21 protein-coding genes are annotated in these 20,639 nt (G+C 64.1%); 12 read left to right on the top strand and 9 right to left on the bottom strand.

What is annotated here, in order from left to right:
* Window positions 1–89: 89 nt before the first annotated feature.
* From AB4Y31_RS15020 to AB4Y31_RS15075, 12 genes are all read left to right on the top strand, one after another.
* Window positions 90–1,832, top strand: a complete 1,743-nt coding sequence (locus AB4Y31_RS15020; RefSeq protein ID WP_368674597.1) for a glycosyltransferase family 39 protein — start codon at window positions 90–92, stop codon at window positions 1,830–1,832.
* Between the two features lie 82 nt (window positions 1,833–1,914).
* Window positions 1,915–2,286 (top strand): EamA family transporter, encoded by a 372-nt coding sequence (locus tag AB4Y31_RS15025; RefSeq protein ID WP_368674598.1) that lies wholly within the window; start codon window positions 1,915–1,917, stop codon window positions 2,284–2,286.
* Window positions 2,287–2,302: 16 nt separating this feature from the next.
* The gene (locus AB4Y31_RS15030; protein WP_368674599.1) at window positions 2,303–3,457 is read left to right on the top strand and encodes a DegT/DnrJ/EryC1/StrS family aminotransferase; all 1,155 of its coding nucleotides are present in this window, start codon (window positions 2,303–2,305) and stop codon (window positions 3,455–3,457) included.
* Window positions 3,458–3,462: 5 nt separating this feature from the next.
* On the top strand, window positions 3,463–4,503 hold the full coding sequence (locus AB4Y31_RS15035) for a glycosyltransferase (protein WP_368674600.1): 1,041 nt from the start codon (window positions 3,463–3,465) through the stop codon (window positions 4,501–4,503).
* Window positions 4,504–4,740: 237 nt separating this feature from the next.
* The gene (locus AB4Y31_RS15040) at window positions 4,741–5,688 is read left to right on the top strand and encodes a formyltransferase (protein WP_368675299.1); all 948 of its coding nucleotides are present in this window, start codon (window positions 4,741–4,743) and stop codon (window positions 5,686–5,688) included.
* Window positions 5,685–6,755 carry a bifunctional UDP-4-keto-pentose/UDP-xylose synthase gene (locus AB4Y31_RS15045; RefSeq protein WP_018442761.1) on the top strand — a complete coding sequence of 357 codons (1,071 nt, stop codon included), beginning with the start codon at window positions 5,685–5,687 and terminating at the stop codon, window positions 6,753–6,755. Before AB4Y31_RS15040 ends, AB4Y31_RS15045 begins: the two co-directional genes overlap by 4 nt.
* Before the next feature lie 13 nt (window positions 6,756–6,768).
* Window positions 6,769–7,665 carry a polysaccharide deacetylase family protein gene (locus tag AB4Y31_RS15050; RefSeq protein ID WP_368674601.1) on the top strand — a complete coding sequence of 299 codons (897 nt, stop codon included), beginning with the start codon at window positions 6,769–6,771 and terminating at the stop codon, window positions 7,663–7,665.
* 82 nt (window positions 7,666–7,747) lie between these two features.
* Complete coding sequence (locus tag AB4Y31_RS15055; RefSeq protein ID WP_018442759.1) at window positions 7,748–8,209, top strand: peroxiredoxin; 462 nt, start codon at window positions 7,748–7,750, stop codon at window positions 8,207–8,209.
* A gap of 359 nt (window positions 8,210–8,568) precedes the next feature.
* Complete coding sequence (locus AB4Y31_RS15060; RefSeq protein WP_368674602.1) at window positions 8,569–10,386, top strand: PhoH family protein; 1,818 nt, start codon at window positions 8,569–8,571, stop codon at window positions 10,384–10,386.
* A gap of 262 nt (window positions 10,387–10,648) precedes the next feature.
* Complete coding sequence (locus AB4Y31_RS15065; protein ID WP_368675300.1) at window positions 10,649–11,587, top strand: NlpC/P60 family protein; 939 nt, start codon at window positions 10,649–10,651, stop codon at window positions 11,585–11,587.
* A gap of 88 nt (window positions 11,588–11,675) precedes the next feature.
* The gene (locus AB4Y31_RS15070; RefSeq protein WP_368674603.1) at window positions 11,676–11,957 is read left to right on the top strand and encodes a helix-turn-helix domain-containing protein; all 282 of its coding nucleotides are present in this window, start codon (window positions 11,676–11,678) and stop codon (window positions 11,955–11,957) included.
* Window positions 11,954–13,186 carry a type II toxin-antitoxin system HipA family toxin gene (locus tag AB4Y31_RS15075; protein ID WP_368674604.1) on the top strand — a complete coding sequence of 411 codons (1,233 nt, stop codon included), beginning with the start codon at window positions 11,954–11,956 and terminating at the stop codon, window positions 13,184–13,186. The genes AB4Y31_RS15070 and AB4Y31_RS15075 overlap by 4 nt, the downstream gene beginning before the upstream one ends.
* Window positions 13,187–13,219: 33 nt before the next feature.
* On the opposite strand, the gene AB4Y31_RS15080 is transcribed toward AB4Y31_RS15075, so the two are convergent.
* From AB4Y31_RS15080 to AB4Y31_RS15120, 9 genes are all read right to left on the bottom strand, one after another.
* Window positions 13,220–14,230, bottom strand: a complete 1,011-nt coding sequence (locus AB4Y31_RS15080; protein ID WP_368674605.1) for an anion permease — start codon at window positions 14,228–14,230, stop codon at window positions 13,220–13,222.
* 18 nt (window positions 14,231–14,248) lie between these two features.
* Complete coding sequence (locus AB4Y31_RS15085; RefSeq protein WP_018442753.1) at window positions 14,249–14,875, bottom strand: DUF47 domain-containing protein; 627 nt, start codon at window positions 14,873–14,875, stop codon at window positions 14,249–14,251.
* 259 nt (window positions 14,876–15,134) lie between these two features.
* Entirely contained in the window at window positions 15,135–16,538 is a 1,404-nt protein-coding gene (locus AB4Y31_RS15090) for an 8-oxoguanine deaminase (protein ID WP_368674606.1), read from the bottom strand.
* Window positions 16,539–16,552: 14 nt separating this feature from the next.
* Complete coding sequence (locus AB4Y31_RS15095) at window positions 16,553–17,941, bottom strand: replicative DNA helicase (RefSeq protein ID WP_018442751.1); 1,389 nt, start codon at window positions 17,939–17,941, stop codon at window positions 16,553–16,555.
* A gap of 101 nt (window positions 17,942–18,042) precedes the next feature.
* Window positions 18,043–18,495, bottom strand: a complete 453-nt coding sequence (rplI, locus tag AB4Y31_RS15100) for a 50S ribosomal protein L9 (RefSeq protein WP_368674607.1) — start codon at window positions 18,493–18,495, stop codon at window positions 18,043–18,045.
* A 27-nt stretch (window positions 18,496–18,522) separates the two neighbouring features.
* Complete coding sequence (gene rpsR, locus AB4Y31_RS15105; protein ID WP_018442035.1) at window positions 18,523–18,798, bottom strand: 30S ribosomal protein S18; 276 nt, start codon at window positions 18,796–18,798, stop codon at window positions 18,523–18,525.
* Between the two features lie 2 nt (window positions 18,799–18,800).
* Entirely contained in the window at window positions 18,801–19,100 is a 300-nt protein-coding gene (gene priB, locus AB4Y31_RS15110) for a primosomal replication protein N (protein WP_368674608.1), read from the bottom strand.
* Window positions 19,101–19,153: 53 nt separating this feature from the next.
* Window positions 19,154–19,528 carry a 30S ribosomal protein S6 gene (rpsF, locus tag AB4Y31_RS15115; protein WP_018442037.1) on the bottom strand — a complete coding sequence of 125 codons (375 nt, stop codon included), beginning with the start codon at window positions 19,526–19,528 and terminating at the stop codon, window positions 19,154–19,156.
* Window positions 19,529–19,618: 90 nt separating this feature from the next.
* Complete coding sequence (locus AB4Y31_RS15120) at window positions 19,619–20,554, bottom strand: LysR family transcriptional regulator (RefSeq protein ID WP_368674609.1); 936 nt, start codon at window positions 20,552–20,554, stop codon at window positions 19,619–19,621.
* Window positions 20,555–20,639: the final 85 nt, after the last annotated feature.

Consider the following 20,639-nt stretch of genomic DNA (forward strand, 5'->3'; position numbering starts at 1 on the left):
CCGCATCGCGGCACCCGGCTCCGGATCGCTCGGCGCGCCGGCCCTTCCCTTTGCCGCATGCGCGGCTTCGCTAGACGGATCACGATTTCATGCCGCTGCAACGTTCTTCCCGCGAGGCCGGCGCCGCGCCGGCCGACTCGATCGCCTCGTTTGACACGGGCACTTCGTCGCTGCCCGCGACGCGAATCACCCTTGCGCTCGTGCTCATCGTGGCGGCACTCGCGCTCGTCTGGTTCGTGCCGCTCGGCTGGCGCCACCTGGTGCCGAGCGACGAAGGGCGCTATGCCGAGATGGCCCGCGAGATGTTCCTGACGGGCGACTGGATCACGCCGCGCTACAACGGCTATAAGTACTTCGAGAAGCCACCGCTGCAGACCTGGGCCAACGCGCTGACGTTCGCGTGGTTCGGCATCGGCGAATGGCAGGCTCGGCTCTATACGGCCCTCACCGGCTTCGCCGGCGTGCTGCTCGCCGGCTACACCGGCCGGCGGCTCTTCGGGCCGGCGGCGGGCTTCGGCGCGGCGCTCGTGCTCGCGAGCGCGCCCTATTGGAGCCTCATGGGCCACTTCAACACGCTCGACATGGGTCTGTCGTTCTGGATGGAACTCACGCTCTCGTCGATGCTGATCGCGCAAAGCGGCGCGGCCGGCAAGCGGGAAGCCCGGCTCTGGATGTGGGCCTGTTGGGCGTCGATGGCGCTCTCGGTGCTGTCGAAGGGGTTGATCGGCATCCTGCTGCCTGGCGCGACGCTCGTCCTCTACACGGCGATCGCACGCGACTGGGCGATCTGGAAGCGACTTCACCTCGCAAGCGGCCTCGTCATCTTCTTCGCGATCGTGACGCCCTGGTTCGTCCTCGTGCAGTTGCGCAATCCCGAGTTTTTCCATTTCTTTTTCGTCGTTCAGCAGTTCGAGCGCTACCTGACGCCCGATCAGCACCGTCCGGGGCCCATTCATTACTTCGTCTGGGTCGTGCTCGTCGGTTTTCTGCCCTGGCTCTCGGTCGCCGTGCAAAGCATGCGCCATGCCGCTCGCGGGGCGGCCCGCCCGAACGGCTTCAGGCCGGCGACGCTACTCTTCGTCTGGTCCGCGTTCATCTTCGTCTTCTTCAGCGTCTCGCACTCGAAGCTCGTCTCGTATGTGCTCCCGATCGCGCCCGCGCTCGCGCTCGTCATCGGCGCCTATCTTCCGAGGGTGTCGCGCGAAGCCTGGCGGCGCCACCTCGTCGGCTACGCCGTGCTGCTCGTCGCCGTCGCAATCGGCGCGATCTTCCTCGGTCGGATGGGCTCGGCTCACACGCCCAACGCGCTTTATCGCGAGTTTCGCGTCTGGGTGTTCGCTGCCGTCGGCGTCGCGTTCGTCCTGACGCTTGCCGCGCTTTGGCTCGCGCGCCGAGCGCGCGGCTCGGCGCTGCCTTCGGCCGCCGTTTTCGGCGCGGCCTGGCTCATGCTCGCGACGATCGCGGGCACGGGTCATGAGGCGTTCGGCCGGCACAGCTCGGGCGCGCTGATCGCGCCGGCGGTCAAGGCCGAGCTCGCGCGCCTGCCCGCCGATACCCCGTTCTATTCGGTCGGCGTCCTGGATCACACGATGCCGTTTTACGTCGGCCACACGATGATCATGGTCGAGGACCCGAGCGAATTGGACTTCGGCGTGCACCAGGAGCCGGAGAAATGGGTCCCGACCATCGCGGAATGGGTCCGGCGCTGGGACGCCGACCGTTACGCGCTCGCGCTGATGCCGCCGGAACGCTATGACGCGCTGGCGGCAAAACACGTGCCGATGCGCGTGATCGCGCGCGACGAGCGCCGCGTCGTCGTCGAAAAACCGTGAGCCCGGCGGTGGGCCGTCGCCACGGGGCTCACCGCGCTGCAACGCACAAAAACAAATCCGCCACCCACGTGACACCTTATCGATGAACCCGATTTCCTTGATTTGTATTCTGACGGGCGTAATGCTGAACGCAGGCGCGCAACTGCTGCTCAAAGCCGGCGTCTCAGCCGTTGGACACTTCGATTTCACCCGTGCGAACATTGTGCCTATCGGCTTCAAGCTCGCGATGCAGGTGCCCATCATCGGCGGGCTGGCCTGTTACGTCGTCAGCGTCGGCGTGTGGATCATCGGGCTCTCGCGCGTCGATGTATCGGTCGCGTATCCGATGCTCTCGCTCGGCTACGTCGTCAACGCTTTCGCGGCCTGGTATCTGTTTGGGGAGGTGCTCACGATGCAGCGACTCATCGGCATCGCGATCATTCTCGTCGGCGTGCTCGTACTGGCGCGCAGCTAAAACTATCCATTCGATCATGACCCAGGAATTTCCTCCCTTCTTGCCGTTCGTCCGCCCCGAAATCGACGAAGAAACGATTCAGGGCGTAGCCGATGTGCTGCGCTCGGGGTGGATCACGACCGGCCCGCAGAACGAGGCGTTCGAGAAGTCGCTGTCGGCGTATTGCGGCGGCCGGCCCGTGCGCACGTTCAACTCGGGCACGGCGACGCTCGAAGTCGGCCTGCGGATCGCCGGCGTGCAGCCAGGCGATGAGGTCATCACGACACCCGCGTCGTGGGTGGCGACGGCCAATGTGATCCTCGAAGTCGGCGCGACGCCTGTGTTCGTGGACATCGATCCGCGCACGCGCAATATCGACCTCGGCCTTCTCGAAAAGGCGATCACGCCGCGCACGAAGGCGATCATCCCGGTCTATCTCGCAGGCCTGCCCGTCGACATGGACCGGCTCTACGAGATCGCCCGCGCATACAAGCTGCGCGTGATCGAAGATGCCGCGCAAGCGCTCGGCTCGACATGGCGCGGCGAGCGCATCGGCAGGCTCGGCGACATCGTCTCGTTCAGCTTTCATCCGAACAAGAACGTGACGTCGATCGAAGGCGGCGCACTGGTGCTCAACGACGAGCGGGAGGCCGAGCTCGCCCGCAAGTACCGGCTGCAAGGCATCACGCGCAAGGGTTTCGACGGCATGGACTGCGACCTGCTCGGCGGCAAATACAATCTGACCGACGTCGCCGCACGCGTCGGCCTCGGGCAGCTCGCGCAGATCGATCGGTTCACGGCGAAGCGCCGCGCGCTCGCTCGGGTCTATTTCGAACGCTTCGGCAAAGGCGCCGCGCGCGAGCTCGGCGTCGGCCTGCCCTTGGCCGACTTCGAGAACACCAACTGGCACATGTTCCAGATCACGCTGCCGCTCGAGCGCCTCTCGCTCGATCGGGCCGGCTTTATGCAGAAGATGCACGAGACCTACCGCATCGGCACCGGCGTGCATTACCCGGCCATTCATCTGTTCACGCTCTACCGCGCGCGCGGCTTTGCGCCGGGCATGTTTCCGCACGCGGAGCGCTTCGGCGCGTCGACGCTCACGCTACCGCTCTTCACGCAGATGACGGATGGCGACGTGGCGCGCGTCGTAGACGCCGTCGACGAAATCTGCGAACACTACGGAAAATAACAATAATGAGCTACATGGAACATCGCTCGACACGCCCGGCTGTCTCCGTCGTCATCCCCGTCTACAACGAGGAGGCGGGTTTGGGGGCGCTCTTCGCGCGCCTCTATCCGGCGCTCGACGCGCTCGGCGAAAGCTATGAAGTTCTGTTCGTCAATGACGGCAGCCGCGACAAATCGGCGGCGATGCTCGCCGAGCAGTTCCGCGCGCGGCCCGATACGACGCGCGTCGTCCTGCTCGCCGGCAACTACGGTCAGCATATGGCGATCCTCGCCGGCTTCGAGCAGTCGCGCGGCGAGATCGTGCTCACGCTCGACGCCGATCTGCAAAACCCGCCCGAGGAGATCGGCAAGCTCGTCGCGAAGATGCGCGAAGGATATGACTACGTCGGCTCGATTCGGCGCGATCGTCAGGACACGCTCTGGCGGCGCAAGGCTTCGCGCGCGATGAACCGGTTGCGCGAGCGCATCACGCGCATCAGGATGACGGACCAGGGCTGCATGCTGCGCGCCTACAGCCGTCAGATCATCGATACGATCAACCGCTGCGGCGAAGTCAATACGTTCATCCCCGCCCTCGCCTACACGTTCGCACAAAACCCGATCGAGGTCGAAGTCGCGCATGAGGAGCGGTTCGCCGGCGTTTCGAAATACTCGCTTTACAGCCTCATCCGGCTCAATTTCGATCTCGTCACCGGCTTTTCCGTCGTGCCGCTGCAGTGGCTCTCGTTCATCGGCGTCATCCTCTCGATGGGATCGGCGGGCCTCTTCCTGCTGCTCGTCATTCGCCGCTTCGTGATCGGCGCCGAAGTTCAGGGTGTGTTCACGCTGTTTGCGATTACGTTCTTCATGCTCGGCGTCATCATCTTCGCGCTCGGGTTGCTCGGCGAGTACATCGGCCGCATCTATCAGCAGGTGCGCGCGCGCCCGCGATATCTCGTGCAAACAGTGCTCGGGGCGCGCGAGAGCGATACGGTGGCATCGAGCGCGCTGACGACGCGCGCCGCGGGCGAGCCCGAACGCGTCGTCCAGGGAGAGCGCGAGAGATGAACGGCCCCCACGCTCACATTCGTTCGCTGCCCGCTCCCACACGGGGACTTCCTGGGCGCGCCTGCGGCGCACCTGCGGGGCGCGAGGGGGCGCATGCCTCCCTTGGGCGGAACCGGCGCCCCGAAGGAAGTCCCCTTGGGGGACGGGAGGCATGATGAACGGCCCCCACGCTCACATTCGTTCGCTGCCCCCCGAGGGGGCGCATGCCTCCCTTGGGGCGGCCCGGCGGGAGGCATGATGAAACCGCGCGCCGTAGTCTTCGCCTATCACAACGTCGGCGTTCGCTGCTTGCAGGTGCTGCTCGCGCGCGGCGTCGATGTCGCTCTCGTCGTCACGCACGAAGACAATCCGAACGAGAACATCTGGTTCGGCAGTGTCGCCGCCGTGGCGGCCGAGCATGGCATCGAAACCGTCACGCCCACGGATCCGAACGGCGACGAGCTGCGCGCGGCCGTACGGCGCGCGCAGCCCGATTTCATCTTTTCGTTCTACTACCGGCACATGCTGCCGGCCGACGTCCTCGCGCTCGCGCCGCGCGGCGCCTATAACGTCCACGGGTCGCTGCTGCCGAAGTACCGGGGCCGCGTGCCGACAAATTGGGCCGTTCTCAATGGCGAGACGGAAACCGGCGCGACGCTGCACGAGATGACGGCGAAGCCCGATGCGGGCGCGATCGTTGGTCAGACAAGCGTGCCGATCCTGCCCGACGATACGGCACAGCAAGTATTCGACAAAGTGACGGTCGCGGCCGAGCAGACACTCTGGCGCGTCCTGCCGGCCTTGCTCGCCGGCGCCGCGCCGCACCTGCCCAACGACCTCGCGCAAGGCAGCTACTACAGCGGACGCAAGCCCGAGGACGGGTGCATCGACTGGGCGCAGCCGGCCGAGCGCGTCTACAACCTGATTCGCGCCGTTGCGCCGCCGTACCCGGGCGCGTTCACCGACGTCGGCAACACGCGCTTCATCGTCGCACGGGCGCGTCTCGTGCCGGTCGGCGCGAGCGCCAGCGCCGCCCTCGCGAATTTGCCGCCGGGTCTGCACGTAAGCGATAATGCGCTGTTTGGCGTTTGCGGCGACGCACGCGCCATCAAGATTTCCGAACTGTGGTGCGCGCAAGACGGCAAGCCGCTCGTCATCACCCCTTCGCAGTTCCTCCAGCTCACTCATTCTTCCCGTCATTCATGAAAACCGAAGGTTCCACGAAAAAAGTCCTGATTCTCGGCGTCAACGGCTTCATCGGCCACCACTTGTCGCAGCGGATCCTCGAGACGACCGACTGGCAAGTCTTCGGCATGGATATGCAGACCGACCGCTTGGGCGACCTCGTGGATCACGAGCGGATGCATTTCTTCGAGGGTGACATCACGATCAACAAGGAGTGGGTCGAGTATCACGTGAAGAAGTGCGACGTGATTCTGCCGCTCGTCGCCATCGCCACGCCCGCCACATATGTGCAGCAGCCGCTGCGCGTTTTCGAGCTCGACTTCGAGGCGAATCTGCCGATCGTCCGCTCGGCCGTGAAGTACGGCAAGCACCTCGTGTTTCCGTCGACCTCCGAGGTCTACGGCATGTGCGCCGACGAGGAGTTCGATCCGGAAGCGTCGCCGCTCGTCTATGGGCCCATCAACAAACCGCGCTGGATCTATGCCTGCGCGAAGCAGCTGATGGACCGCGTGATCTGGGGCTACGGCATGCAGGAAGGTCTCGACTTCACGCTGTTTCGCCCGTTCAACTGGATCGGCCCGGGCCTCGACTCGATCTATACGCCGAAGGAAGGCAGCTCGCGCGTCGTCACGCAGTTCCTCGGCCACATCGTGCGCGGCGAGAACATCAGCCTCGTCGACGGCGGCTCGCAAAAGCGTGCCTTCACCGATATCGGCGATGGCATCAGCGCGCTCATGAAGATCATCGAGAATCCGAACGGCGTTGCTTCGGGCAAGATCTACAACATCGGCAACCCGAGCAACAACTACTCGGTGCGCGAGCTCGCGCACAAGATGCTCGCGCTCGCGGCCGAATATCCCGAGTACGCCGAGTCGGCCAAGGCCGTGAAACTCGTCGAAACGTCGTCGGGCGCCTACTACGGTAAGGGCTATCAGGACGTGCAAAACCGCGTGCCGAAGATCGACAACACAATGGCCGATCTCGGCTGGGCTCCCGAAACGACGTTCGACGACGCGCTGCGCAAGATCTTCGAGGCCTATCGCGGACATGTGGCGGACGCCCGCGCGCTCGTCGAACAGCAGCAATAAGGACGGCCGTCGCTTGGCTCGCATCGTCCTCAAGATCGACGTCGATACGCTGCGCGGCACGCGTGAGGGAGTGCCTAACCTCGCGCGCATGCTCGACCGCTACAAGGCGCGCGCGACCTTCCTGTTCAGCCTTGGCCCGGACCATACCGGCTGGGCGTTGCGTCGCGTCTTCCGGCCGGGTTTCCTGAAAAAGGTCTCTCGCACGTCCGTCGTCGAGCACTACGGCATTCGGCAATTGGCCTACGGCGTGCTGCTGCCCGGGCCCGACATCGGCGTGCGGGCGGCGTCCGAGATGCGCGCGATACACGAGGCCGGCTTCGAATGCGGTATCCATACGTGGGATCACGTCTACTGGCAGGACAACGTCCGCCGCCAGTCGCGCGAGTGGACCGCCCGTCAAATGCAAAAAAGCTACGAGCGCTTCGCCGACATTTTCGGGCAAGCGCCCGCAACGCACGGCTCCGCGGGGTGGCAGATGAACGAGCACGCGTTCGCGCAGCTCGATGCCTGGGGCATGCGCTACGCTTCGGACGGCCGCGGCCATGCGCCCTACCGCCCCGTGGTCGGCAACCGCATGCTGGCGCATGTGCAGCTTCCGACGACCTTGCCGACGCTCGACGAGCTGCTGGGCGTCGACGACCTCGATGCGACGAACGTCGCGTCCCGCTTGCTGGCCGCGACCGAACGTAATCCGCACGATCAGGTCTTCACGCTGCATGCGGAGCTCGAAGGGCAAAAGCTCGCGCCCGTGTTCGAGCAACTGCTCGCGGGCTGGCACGCGCAAGGTCACACGTTTGCGACGATGGGCGACTACCATGCGGCGCTGGACCGCGACTCGCTGCCATCGTACCCTGTGGCGTGGGGCGAGATCCCGGGCCGCTCGGGCGAGCTCATCGTACAGCCCGACTGAAAGCGTCGGCCGCCGCCGCTCGGATCTACCCTCGGCAATACGCACGACGATTTGCGCAACGAGAAACAATAAGGAGAATGAGGTGCCCATTGCAGTCGACCAACCTGTCCCCGATTTCACCGCCCCGGCGACCGGCGGTGATTTCACGCTGTCCGGCTTGCGGGGCAAGAAGGTGGTCTTGTATTTCTACCCCAAGGACAACACGCCCGGATGCACGACCGAGGGGCTGCAGTTTCGCGATCTGTACCCGAAGTTCAAGAAGGCTGGCGCGGAGATCGTCGGGGTGTCGCGGGACAGTCTGCGCTCACACGAAAACTTCAAGGCGAAGCTCGAATTGCCGTTTGCGCTGGTCTCGGATACCGACGAAGCGGTTTGCTCGCTCTTCAACGTCATCAAGATGAAAAAGATGTATGGCAAGGAAGTCCGCGGAATCGAGCGCTCGACGTTTGTCATCGATGCCGGCGGCGTGCTGCGACACGAGTGGCGCGGCGTCAAGGTGCCCGGCCATGTCGACGAAATTCTCGAAGCTGTACAAGGCCTCTGACGCGCGTTATATTGCGTTGCAATGAGTTCCCGTTCATCTTGTTTCCGTCGCCGCCGCGCCGGCTCGCTGGATGCCGTAAGCCTTGCACCCGTGAGGCGCCGCGCGATGCTCGAAATCGTCGAGCCGCTTGCTCCGTTGGTTGAGGAGCGGCGGCTTTTTTATTTCCTCGCGGCTATCCGTTGCGATCGGCCGCGCTCATCAGTCAAGGAGCCGATCGAAATCTAAGGCGAACCGGCGTTTCCAAATTGACACCGCGCCGCCCGGTCGACCGGGACGCCGCTCGACGGCCATAAGCTGCGACGAGCGTTTCCCTTTAGCCGGCGGCGTACGATATGCGACCCGATTCTTAGAGGGACACCATGCCTTTGCCCACCCCGCCCAGCAAGCTCGGCACACTATTGCCGCCCGATGAGTTCAAGGCCAAAGCAAGGCCTGCGAAAAACGCGAGGAAACAAGGCACCGTTGGGGAGCATGCGGAAGCGGCCGAATATGGCGCGACGGGCGGCCAACTCAACGTCGCCGAGCCGATGACGCGCGCCGCGAACGCCGCCGCAACGCTGCGGTCCGTACCGGCGCCCGCCACCGCCTCGCCTGCCGCGGAAGAAGCCTCGCCGCCCGTGCGCGGCCGCAAAGCGAAACAGATGGCCGCGCTGCTGCGGCCCGCGCCCGCTCCGACACCGCTCGCGCGCCAAGAGGCGCCTACGGGTGCGGCGCCGGCCCCGGCCACCGCGCCCTCGGCTGCGAAAGGCGCCGGCCGGGCGCGCAAGGCCGGGCCCGAAACCGAGGTCCGCAAGCTCTTCGTTCTCGACACGAACGTGCTGATGCACGACCCGACGTGTCTGTTCCGCTTCGAAGAGCACGACGTCTATCTGCCGATGATGACGCTCGAGGAACTCGACAACCACAAAAAAGGGATGTCCGAGGTCGCGCGCAATGCCCGCCAGGTCAGCCGCACGCTCGATGCACTCGTGGCTAACGCCGGGCCAATCGGCGAGGGGCTCCCGCTCTCGCGGCTCGGCAGCCGGGAAGCGCTCGGACGCCTCTATTTTCAGACGAAGCTGACGGATATCGAGCCCGTCGAAGGTCTGCCGCAGGGCAAAGCCGACAACCAGATCCTGGGCGTCGTCCGGGCGCTCCAGCGCGACCGCGTCGACCGGCAAATCGTCCTGGTCTCGAAAGACATCAACATGCGGATCAAGGCCCATGCACTGGGCCTGCCCGCCGAAGACTATTTCAACGACCAGGTGCTCGAGGACAAGGATCTGCTGTTTTCGGGTGTTCGCGAGCTGCCGCAGGACTTCTGGACCAAGCACGCGAAGGGCATGGAGAGCTGGCAGGACACGAAGACGGGCACGACCTACTATCGCGTGACCGGGCCGCTTTCGCCGAGCCTGCTCGTCAACGAGTTCCTCTATCTCGAGCCGCAAAACGGTGAGCCGACGTTTCACGCGATCGTGCGCGAACTGAACGGCAAGACGGCGTTGTTGCAGACACTGCGCGACTACTCGCACCACAAGAACAACGTCTGGGGCATCACGGCGCGCAATCGCGAGCAGAATTTCGCGCTCAATCTGCTGATGAACCCCGACATCGACTTCGTGACGCTGCTTGGACAGGCCGGCACGGGCAAGACGCTCGTCGCGCTCGCAGCCGGCCTGGCACAGGTGCTCGACGAGAAGCGCTACAACGAGATCATCGTCACGCGCGCGACCGTTCCCGTCGGCGAGGACATCGGCTTTCTGCCCGGCACCGAAGAGGAAAAGATGCAGCCCTGGATGGGCGCGTTCGACGACAACCTCGAGGTACTGCAGAAGACCGACGACAGCGCCGGCGAGTGGGGGCGCGCGGCAACGCAAGAGTTGATCCGTTCGCGCCTGAAGGTGAAGAGCATGAACTTCATGCGCGGCCGCACGTTCGTCGACAAGTACCTCATCATCGACGAGGCGCAAAACCTCACGCCGAAGCAGATGAAGACGCTCGTCACCCGTGCCGGTCCGGGAACGAAGATCGTCTGCCTCGGCAATATCGCGCAGATCGATACGCCATACCTGACGGAAGGCAGCTCGGGACTCACCTACGTCGTCGATCGCTTCAAGGGCTGGGCGCACAGCGGGCACGTCACGCTGGCGCGCGGCGAACGCTCGCGGCTTGCCGACTACGCGTCCGACATCCTCTGATCGGAGATCGGAGCGGCCCGCGGCTGCAACCACAGCGCCGCCCGCGGCCCTCCGGCAAATCACCTGGCCACGGCGCCCGGCTCTCAGCCGGGCGCTTTTTCTTGGGCGTGCGGCTTAGCAACGCTTCGCGGCCGAACTTCAAGTAATTTCTGAAGTTTTCTTGCGAAAGGCCCGGCGGTGCGGCTACTATCGGGCGCATCAATCATTCGTCTGTCGAGTCCCGAAAGTGAAAGCGAACATCGGTTCGCTTTCCGTCCCTGCCATGCGCCGACTCTGGTTCCTCGTGCTGGTCGTCCTGTCGCTCGCCGCGTGCTCGAGCGCGCCGCCGCGGTCCGCACGTTCGGGCGGCAGCGAAGCGGCGAGCGGCGACGCGTTGCGCACGAGGCCGCCAGGCCTGCCGAATTTCATCGATCACAGCATCGGACGCGAGGAAATTTCGATCGAGGCGATGAGCCTGGTCGGTGTGCCCTATCGCTGGGCCGGGAATACGCCCACGAGCGGGTTCGATTGCAGTGGCCTTGTGCAGTATGTCCTCGCGCGTGCCGCGGACGTGAAGCTGCCTCGTACCACGGCAGACATCAGCCAGCGCGGGCAATCGATCGAGCCCGACGAAATCGCACCCGGCGACCTGGTCTTCTTCAATACGACCGGCAGACCGCATTCTCACGTGGGAATCTATGTGGGCAAGCTGCGTTTCGTGAACGCGCCCTCGACAGGCGGCACCGTGCGGCTCGACTATCTGACGAACCCGTATTGGGCCAGGCGATTTGACGGAATCCGGCGCGTGGCGCCGCCGCTCGAGCGGCCGTCTCCTTTCGATGCCCCGACCTATGTCGCTTCGCCGCGTGTGACTCCGGCTCAGCCGGCGGCGAACTCGGCGCAAGCTCAACCGATTGTCGTACAAGACGTCCCGGCAAGCGCCGGGCCGGCCGCGGCCAACGGTGGCATCGGCGGCAGCTCGGCAACTCCAAGTGGCCCGCGCGACGCGATCGATGCCGCCGCGGATGCGTTCGAGCCTCCTCCTCCAGCCGCCTCGATGGCCGAGCGCCAGGCCCAAGGGGCGGGCGCAAATCCGGTCGCGCCGCAGACGACGCCGAGCGTGCAGATCATGCGAGCGTCGGGCGTTCCCCTCGACGTTCAGCCGGCCCCGACATCGACGAGCGACGACCCGATCGCAAGGTTCGCCGCCGGCGCACAATAGCACTTGGCCCTGGCGCCGTGCCGAAACGATCGCATACGAGTTTGCGCATTAGTTTGCGCAATCACGCGTTGAGGCTATAATTTTGCGCATGAAAGCGCGCAAACTGTCCCAGCAGAACCCGATCACGAACGTCGAACGTCTCGCGAAGACGCTTCGCTCGACACGGCGCGAGCGCAAACTGAGTCAACAAGTGCTCGCTGACCGCGCCGGCGTGGCGAGACGCACGATCACGAACGCCGAAGGCGCCGAAAATATCGGCGTACGGGAGCTATGCCGCATCGTCAACGCGCTGGGCTATGAACTGGTCATTCGCCCGATGGACACCGTCGTTTTCGAAGAACTTTCCACCGTGTTCAGGGACGACGAATGACCGCGCTGGAACCGTTCGACATCGAGAGACTGTTCAGGCAAGTTCGACAACTGGAGGTGCACACTCCGCAGGGCGAAAGCGGCTTGCTGACCAAGGAAAGCCGATTCGTCTTCAACTACAAGCAGGTCTCGGACGCCACAGCCGTATCGCTCACGATGCCCGTGCGCCAGCAGAGCTATTCGAGCGGCGATCTGATGGGCGTGTTCGCCATGAATCGCCCCGAGGGTTACCTGCGGCTCATCATCGAAGAGCGTTTGGCGCGCTACGGCGCGCCAAGCGACATGTTCCTGCTGTTTCTCGCCGGGCGAAACCAGATCGGCAGGCTCACCTACGCACTGCCAGGCGAGTCGTTGCCGCATACGGACGGCGAGCGTCTCGACGAATTGCTTTCCTCGCCGTCCGCGAGGCTCTTCGAGCACCTGGTGGACAAGTACGCCCTCGGCTCAGGCATTTCCGGCATTCAGCCGAAAACGGTCGTGCCGATTGTCGATGTCAACGCCAGTCAGGCGCGGGAACGCGCCGCCCTGCCTCTGAAAACCGTCATCGTCAAAGCTGAAGGAGACGATTTCCCGGGCGTGGCGCGCAACGAATTCTTTTGCATGTCGGTCGCAAAAGAAGCGGGGCTCGACGTTCCCGAGTTTTGGCTATCGGACGATGGCCTGCTCTTCGTGATGGCCCGCTTCGATCGACTAGCCGACGGCGCGCCACTTGGCTTCGAGGACATGAGCGTGCTGACCGGCAAAGCGAAATACGAAGGCAGCTACGAGATGATTGCGAAGGCCGTCGACATCTACACGGGCGGAGCGATCGGGGAAAAGCGGAAGCTATTTCAGCGGGTCGCGCTCTCATGCCTGCTTCGAGACGGAGACGCGCATATGAAGAACATCGGTCTCGTCTATGAGGATCCGACCGGCCCACGGCGCCTGGCGCCCGTGTACGACGTCGTTTGCACCGATGTCTATGCGTGGCTGGACGGGCGAATGGCATTGAGCCTCAACAAGACAAAAACGTTCCCGGTCGATGAAGACCTTTTCTCCTACGGCAAGCGGTTAGGGCTCGATCGTGAGGACTGCCAAACAATCCTCGACCGAATCAGGACGGCCTACGAAACTGTCGTGGCTCGCCTCGAACACGATGCGCGATACGAAGCCGGCAAATTGCTTTCGGGTATCCGCGCGGCCATCGAGCGCATGGGCGTACGGCCTGTCGCTCGGCCGAAGCTTCGCTGAGCTCGACTTCGGTCTGTCGAGCTCGCCACCGGCTCAAAAGAGCCGATGACCGCACCACCAGGCCGCCGCGGCAATCAACGCGGAGGCCGGGAGCGTCAAGATCCACGCCCAGACGATATTGCCTGCCACGCCCCAGCGAACGGCCGAAAGCTTGGTCGTGGCGCCCACGCCGACGATCGCCCCTGTGATCGTATGCGTAGTCGACACGGGGACGCCGAGCGCCGATGCGAGAAACAGCGTGAGCGCTCCACCCGCTTCCGCGCAAAAGCCACCGACAGGCTTCAGCTTCGTGATCTTCTGCCCCATCGTCCGCACGATTCGCCATCCGCCGAATAGCGTGCCGAGCCCCATCGACAGATAGCAGACGCCGACGACCCAGATCGGCGGTGCCGACGATGTCGTCGATGCATAGCCCGTCGCGATCAGCAACATCCAGATGATGCCGATCGTCTTTTGCGCGTCGTTGCCGCCGTGGCCGAGGCTGTATAGACCCGCGGACAAAAACTGGAGCCGCCTGAAGCGCCGGTCCACTTTGCTCGGCGGCGTCCGGAAGTAGATCCACGACACGCTCAACATGAAGAACGAACCGAGCACGAAACCGAGCAACGGCGAGACGACGATGAAGATCACCGTCTTCAGCAGCCCATCGAAATTGAGCGCCCACCAACCCGACTTCGCGAGCGCCGCGCCGACAAGCCCGCCGATCAGCGCATGCGATGAGCTCGAAGGAATGCCGAAGCGCCAAGTAACGACGTTCCAGGCGATCGCGCCAACGAGCGCGCCGAAGACGACGTAGTGATCGACGATATCGGGGTCGATGGTCCCTTTGCCGATGGTCTGTGCGACTTTCAGGTGAAAGAGGAAGTACGCGATGACGTTGCAGGCGGCCGCAAAGGCAACGGCCTGCTGAGGCTTCAGCACGCCCGTCGAGACGACGGTGGCGATCGAGTTCGCCGCGTCGTGAAAGCCGTTCATGAAGTCGAAGGCGAGTGCGACGGCGATGAGCGCCGCGAGCACCCACACGGTGATCTCAATCGAATGCATCGTTCGAAGTCCGCTCTTTCAGGCGTTTTCCAGGACAATGCCTTCGATGATGTTCGCCACATCCTCGCATTTGTCGGTGACGGTTTCCAGCAGCTCGTAGACGGCTTTCAATTTGATCAGCGTCTTGACGTCGTCCTCTTCGCGAAAGAGCTTGGACAGCGCCGCGCGCAGGACGCGGTCCGCATCCGATTCGAGCCGATCGATCTCCTCGCAGGCCGCGAGGATCGCGCGCGCCTGGCTCAGGTCCGACAGCATGTTGACGGCCTTCTGCACCTGCTTCGCCGTGCCCGTGCAGATGTGGGCGAGCTGCTTCGCTTCCGACGTCACGGATTGGACGTCGTAAAGCGAAATCGCGGTGGCGACGTCCTCCATCAAATCGAGGATGTCGTCCATGGTCGTGATGAGCTTGTGGATTTCGTCGCGATCGAGCGGCGTGATGAACGTCTTGTGCAGCAGGTCGATCGTTTCGTGCGTGAGCTTGTCCGCCGCTTTTTCATTGGCCTGCACGCGCTGCTTATGCACTTCGGCGTCGCCGAGATTGTCGATGAGGAGTTCGAGCTCCTCGCTCGCGGCGACGATGCACTTCACATGCGCGTCGAAGATTTCGAAGAATTTGCCCTCGGTGGGCATGAAGCGACCAAACATGGAATCAGTATCAATGCAATGAATTCAAGCGGTTAGCGGGCATGCCACTCAGTCCCGGACTGCGCTTGCGGGCTCGTCGCGCATATCGTGATCTGTCTGCCGCGCGGCGTCTCTTTGTGACATCTTTGTGACGGCCGACAGTTTACCGGAAAGCGTCCTGACGCCGCCCACGATCGCATGCTCGTGACGCAAGCGCGCGACGCTTCGCCGCGTGGCGGGCAGGTCCTCGCGGCATAGGCGACCGCGTTCCCCGACGCTTTCAATCGGCTAGTACCAGCGCTCGCGCGTAGCGATTGTGCCGCTCGAGCACCGGCTCGATTTCGAGCGTCGTCAGCCGTCCTTCGCGCACGACGACGCGCCCGTCGATGACGCTCAACGCAGCCTGCGCGGGCGCGCAGAATACGAGCGCCGCGACCGGATCCTGGAGCGCGCCGGCAAACTGCGGCGTCCGCAGCTCGAAGGCGACGAAGTCCGCCGCCATGCCGGGCGCGAGCGCACCGAGATCGTCGCGGCCAAGCACGCGCGCGCCGCCGCGCGTCGCCATCTCGAGCGCGTCGCGCGCCGTCAACGCCGACGGCCCGTAGCCGACCCGCTGCAGCAAAAGCGCCTGACGCGCCTCGCCGAGCATCTGCGCGCCGTCGTTCGATGCCGAGCCGTCGACGCCGAGTCCGACCGGCACGCCGGCATCGCGCATGCGCCGCACCGGCGCGATGCCCGACGCGAGCCGCATGTTCGAACAGGGGCAATGCGCGACGCCGGTACCCGTGCGCGCGAAGAGCGCGATTCCCGCATCGTCGAGCTGCACGCAGTGCGCATGCCAAACGTCGTGCCCAACCCAGCCCAGATCCTCGGCGTATTCGGCCGGCGTCATGCTGAACTTTTCGCGGCTGTAGGCGACGTCGTGGACGTTCTCGGCCAGATGCGTGTGCAGCGAGACGCCATAGCTGCGCGCGAGTGCGGCCGATTCGCGCATCAGCGGCCGACTGACCGAAAACGGCGAGCACGGCGCGACCGCGACGCGCAGCATCGCATAGCGGCCGTCGTCATGATAGGTCTCGATGAGCCGGCGCGTGTCGGCAAGAATCGCATCTTCGCTTTCGACGACTTCGTCCGGCGGCAATCCGCCGGCGCTACGGCCGACGCTCATGCTGCCGCGGCTCGCATGAAAACGCATGCCGATACGTTGCGCGGCGGCGATGCTGTCGTCGAGACGGCAGCCGTTCGGGTAGATGTAGAGGTGGTCGCTCGACGTGGTGCAACCTGAGAGCATGAGCTCGGCCATGGCAACCAACGTCGAAGTTTCGATCATCGGCGGCGTAAGCCGCGCCCACACCGGGTACAGCGACGACAGCCAGCCGAACAGCTCGGCGTCCTGCGCGGCGGGCAGCGCGCGCGTCAGGCTTTGAAACATGTGATGGTGCGTGTTGACGAGCCCCGGAATCACGATGTGGCCCGCCAGGTCGAGCACCTCGTCAGCGGCGTCCGCGTGCTCAGCCAAGTCGGCTGACGCACCGACGGCAACGATGCGGCCATCCTCGACATAGAGCGCGCCATGGGCGATCTCGCGGCGTGCGTCGTCCATCGTCACGAGCACGTCCGCATTGCGTACCAGCAGGCTGCGGGTCGGCCGGCGTGCGGCGCCGGACATGATCTGTCCTGTCATGCGTTCTCCGCGGCTCACTCTCCGCCGTAGAAGTTCTGCGCTCCCGCGAAGTTGTCGAACTTCGTGAATTGACCATGGAACGTCAGCCGAACGGGGCCGATCGGTCCGTTACGCTGCTTGCCGATGATGACTTCCGCCGTGCCCTTGTCGGGGCTGTCAGGGTTGTAAACCTCGTCGCGATAGATAAAGAGGATGACATCGGCGTCCTGCTCGATAGCCCCCGATTCGCGCAAGTCCGACATGACGGGACGCTTGTTGGGCCGCTGCTCGAGGCTTCGGTTGAGCTGCGAGAGCGCGATCACCGGCACGTCGAGCTCCTTCGCAAGGCCCTTCAGCGATCGCGAGATTTCGGAAATCTCGGTCGCGCGGTTTTCGCCCGGCGAGGTCCCCGACATCAGCTGCAGATAGTCGACGATGATGAGCCCGAGCTTGCCGCACTGGCGCGCGAGCCGGCGCGCACGCGAACGCAGTTCCATCGGGTTGAGGCCGCCCGTTTCGTCGATGAAGAGTTGCGCCTCGCTCATCTTTTGCACAGCGTGCGTGAGCTTCGGCCAATCCTCGTCAGTGAGCCGTCCCGTGCGCATGCGATGCTGATCGAGACGCCCGACCGAGCCGAGCATCCGCATGACGAGCTGCGTCCCCGGCATTTCCATCGAGAAGACGGCGACGGGCAGACCGTATTCGATCGCGACGTATTCGCCGATGTTCATCGAGAAGGACGTCTTGCCCATGGCTGGCCGTCCGGCGACGATGATGAGCTCACCGCCGTGCATCCCCGACGTCATCCGGTCGAGATCGACGAAGCCTGTCGGCGTCCCCGTCACATCGCTCGGGTTCTCGGTATGGTAAAGCGTATCGATCCGCTCGACGACCTGCGTCAGCAGCGGGCCGATCTCCAAAAATCCCTGCGTGCCGCGCGCACCATCCTCGGCGATCGAAAAGACTTTCGATTCGGCCTCGTCGAGCAACTGCCGCACTTCCTTGCCCTGCGGGTTGAACGCGTCAGCCGAGATTTCATCGGCCACCGAGACGAGCCGCCGCAAGACCGCCCGGTCGCGTACGATCTCCGCATAGCGGCGAATATTGGCCGCACTCGGCGTGTTTTGCGCCAGCGCGTTCAGATAGGCGAGCCCGCCGACATCGTCCGCCTTTCCCGAACTGACGAGCGATTCATAGACGGTGACCACGTCGGCCGGCCGCGTCGCGGCGATGAGGCGGCCGATGTGCTCGTAGATGATGCGATGGTCGTAGCGATAGAAATCGCCTTGCGAGAGGAAATCCGCGATTCGGTCCCATGCGGCGTTGTCGAGCAACAACCCGCCCAACACCGACTGCTCGGCTTCGATCGAATGCGGCGGGACCTTCAGCGACTCGAGTTGGGGATCTTTGGACGGTGCGTTCATGGGATGGGATTATGGCGAAATGACCGGGCCTGTGCCAGCGCGCCATAAACGGAAAAAGGGCAGCGCCACGGCTGCCCTTTTTGGATCGCGATGGACCGCGCTCAGGCGTGCTCGCCGAGCACCGACACCGTGACGTCGACGAGAACGTCCGTATGCAGCGAAACCTGCACCGGATGATCGCCCACGATCTTCAGCGGGCCTTGCGGCAGGCGGACTTGCGCCTTTTCGACAGCGAAGCCCTGTTTCGTCAGCGTCTCGGCGATGTCCGCGTTCGTGACCGAGCCGAACAAGCGACCGTCGACGCCGGCCTTCTGCGCGATCTGGACCGTGAGGCCCGACAACTTCTCACCGAGCGCTTGCGCGGCGGCGAGCTTGTCGGCGGCGGACTTCTCGAGCTCGGCGCGACGCACTTCGAACTCGGCGATCGCTTCCTTCGTGGCGCGGCGGGCGAGCTTTTGCGGAATCAGGAAATTACGCGCGAAGCCGTCCTTGACCTTGACGATATCGCCGAGGTTGCCCACGTTGACAACCTTTTCCAAAAGGATGATTTGCATTCGAATTCTCCTTGTAGCGCCGTCTGATCAGGCCTTGTGCAGATCGGTGTACGGCAGCAGCGCGAGGAAGCGGGCGCGCTTGATCGCCGTATCGAGCTGGCGTTGATAGTGGGCCTTCGTACCCGTCAGACGAGCCGGCGTGATCTTGCCGTTTTCGCCGATGAAGTCCTTCAGCGTTTCGATGTCCTTGTAGTCGATGTACTCGACGCCGGCTGCCGTGAAGCGGCAGAACTTCTTGCGCTTGAAGAGCGGGTTTTGCTGCTGGCGGCGCTTGTCGAACTTTTTACCAGTGGGACGGGGCATGTTCAGTCCTTTCCAATGTCCTGCAATTCTGTGATGTGAAACACCAAGGTTCTCGCATTGCGACTCTTCTTCGCCAGAAAACCCGTGAACAGCGTCTCGACGCCCATTTCACAGCTTTCGAGCTTGCCGCTCGCGACACCCGCGGCCAGCGCGGGCATCGTCAATTCGACCAGCCGGGCGATGCCGGCTTCGACGACTTCCGTGCGGTGTTGCAACGTGCAGCTTGCGATCGGCACGCCAGCCGGCGTATAGCGCAGCGGCTCGCGCTCGATCACGCTGGCCGTGAGTTGCAGCCTGTTCACGGAAGCGGCTTGGAATCCATGAGACCTTGGCGGCTCGTAACGTCAAACCGTTGTCAAGCCTGCGCTTCGGACGACTGCGAGGCAGCCGCCTTCTTGGCTTCTTCGCGCTGCACTTCCTTCATCATCGGCGACGGGCCGGTCTCGGCCTTCTTCATCTTGACGATGAGGTGACGCAGCACGGCGTCGTTGAACTTGAACGCGTGCTCGAGCTCTTCGAGCGTTGCCTGGTCGCATTCGATGTTCATGCAGACGTAGTGAGCCTTCGCGAGTTTCTCGATCATGTAGGCCAGCTGGCGACGGCCCCAGTCTTCGATGCGGTGGATCTGACCGCCGCGCGTGGTAATCGTGGACTTGTACCGCTCGATCATCGCGGGCACCTGCTCGCTCTGGTCGGGGTGCACGACGAAGACGATTTCGTAGTGACGCATACGCACTCCTTGTGGATAGAAGCCACCCGGGCGTCAGAGCCGGTGTGGCAAGTGAGAAGCCGGCGATTGTAGCGTAAATTCGGGCCGCGCTCAAGCCGCCGGGCAGGCCACGGGCGAAGGCGCCCCGCCCCAATATCCCGGCCGGTTGTAGACGCCCTTGAGGTAGTCGATGAAGTAACGCACCTTTGCGGGGACATATCGCTGCTGCGGATAGACGGCGAGGATGTCGTAATCGGGCAGTGCGAACTCATCGAGCACCGTTTCCAGCTCGCCGCGCGCGAGCTGCTCGGCGATCTCCCACGTCGAGCGCCAACCGAGCCCGAGCCCCTCGGCCGCCCAGCGGTGCAGCAGCTCGCCGTCGTTGCAGTCGAGCGTGCCCGTCACGCGCACGGTAACCAGCTTGCCGTTACGGCGGAAATACCAGCCGCGGTTCTGTCCCCCTTGTAAATTGAACGCGAGGCAGTTGTGCTCGAGCAGCTCGTCGAGCGTTCTCGGTCGGCCGTGCTTCGCGAAATACTCCGGTGTGCCGCAAACGACGCGGCGATTCGCTGCAAGCTTGACTGCCACGAAACTCGGATCGACCGCTCCGCCAATGCGGATCGACAGGTCGTAGCCCTCGCGGACCAGGTCGACGACGCGGTCGGTCAGATTGAACGACATCTTGAGATCGGGTTTGTCCGCCAGAAACGCCGGCGCGAGCGGCGCGACGTGTTTGCGGCCGAAGGCGGCCGGCGCCGACACGATCAGATGCCCGCTCACGGAGCGCCGGCCGGCGGCGAGCTCGTTTTCGGCGTGGTCCCAGTCGGCGAGCAGTCCGCGGCAACGCTCGAGGAACGCGGCGCCCTCCTCGCTGACGACGAGACGCCGCGTCGAGCGATACATGAGCTTGACCCCGAGGCGCTTTTCGAGCGCGTCGATGCGCCGGCCCAGAATGACGGGCGAAACGCCCTCCTCGAGCGCCGCCGCGGCGAGGCTGCCCGCGTCGGCCACGCGCACGAACGTCTCGATTTGCTTGAAGCGATCCATCGTCAGTCCCCTTGCACCCTATTCGATACTTTTTGTATCGAAAAACGCGACTTTCCGCGATCTTATCAAACCTTCGGCACGCTCC

Origin of the sequence: Trinickia sp. EG282A (assembly GCF_040965455.1) — a bacterium.
GTDB classification, from domain to species: Bacteria; Pseudomonadota; Gammaproteobacteria; order Burkholderiales; family Burkholderiaceae; genus Trinickia; species Trinickia symbiotica.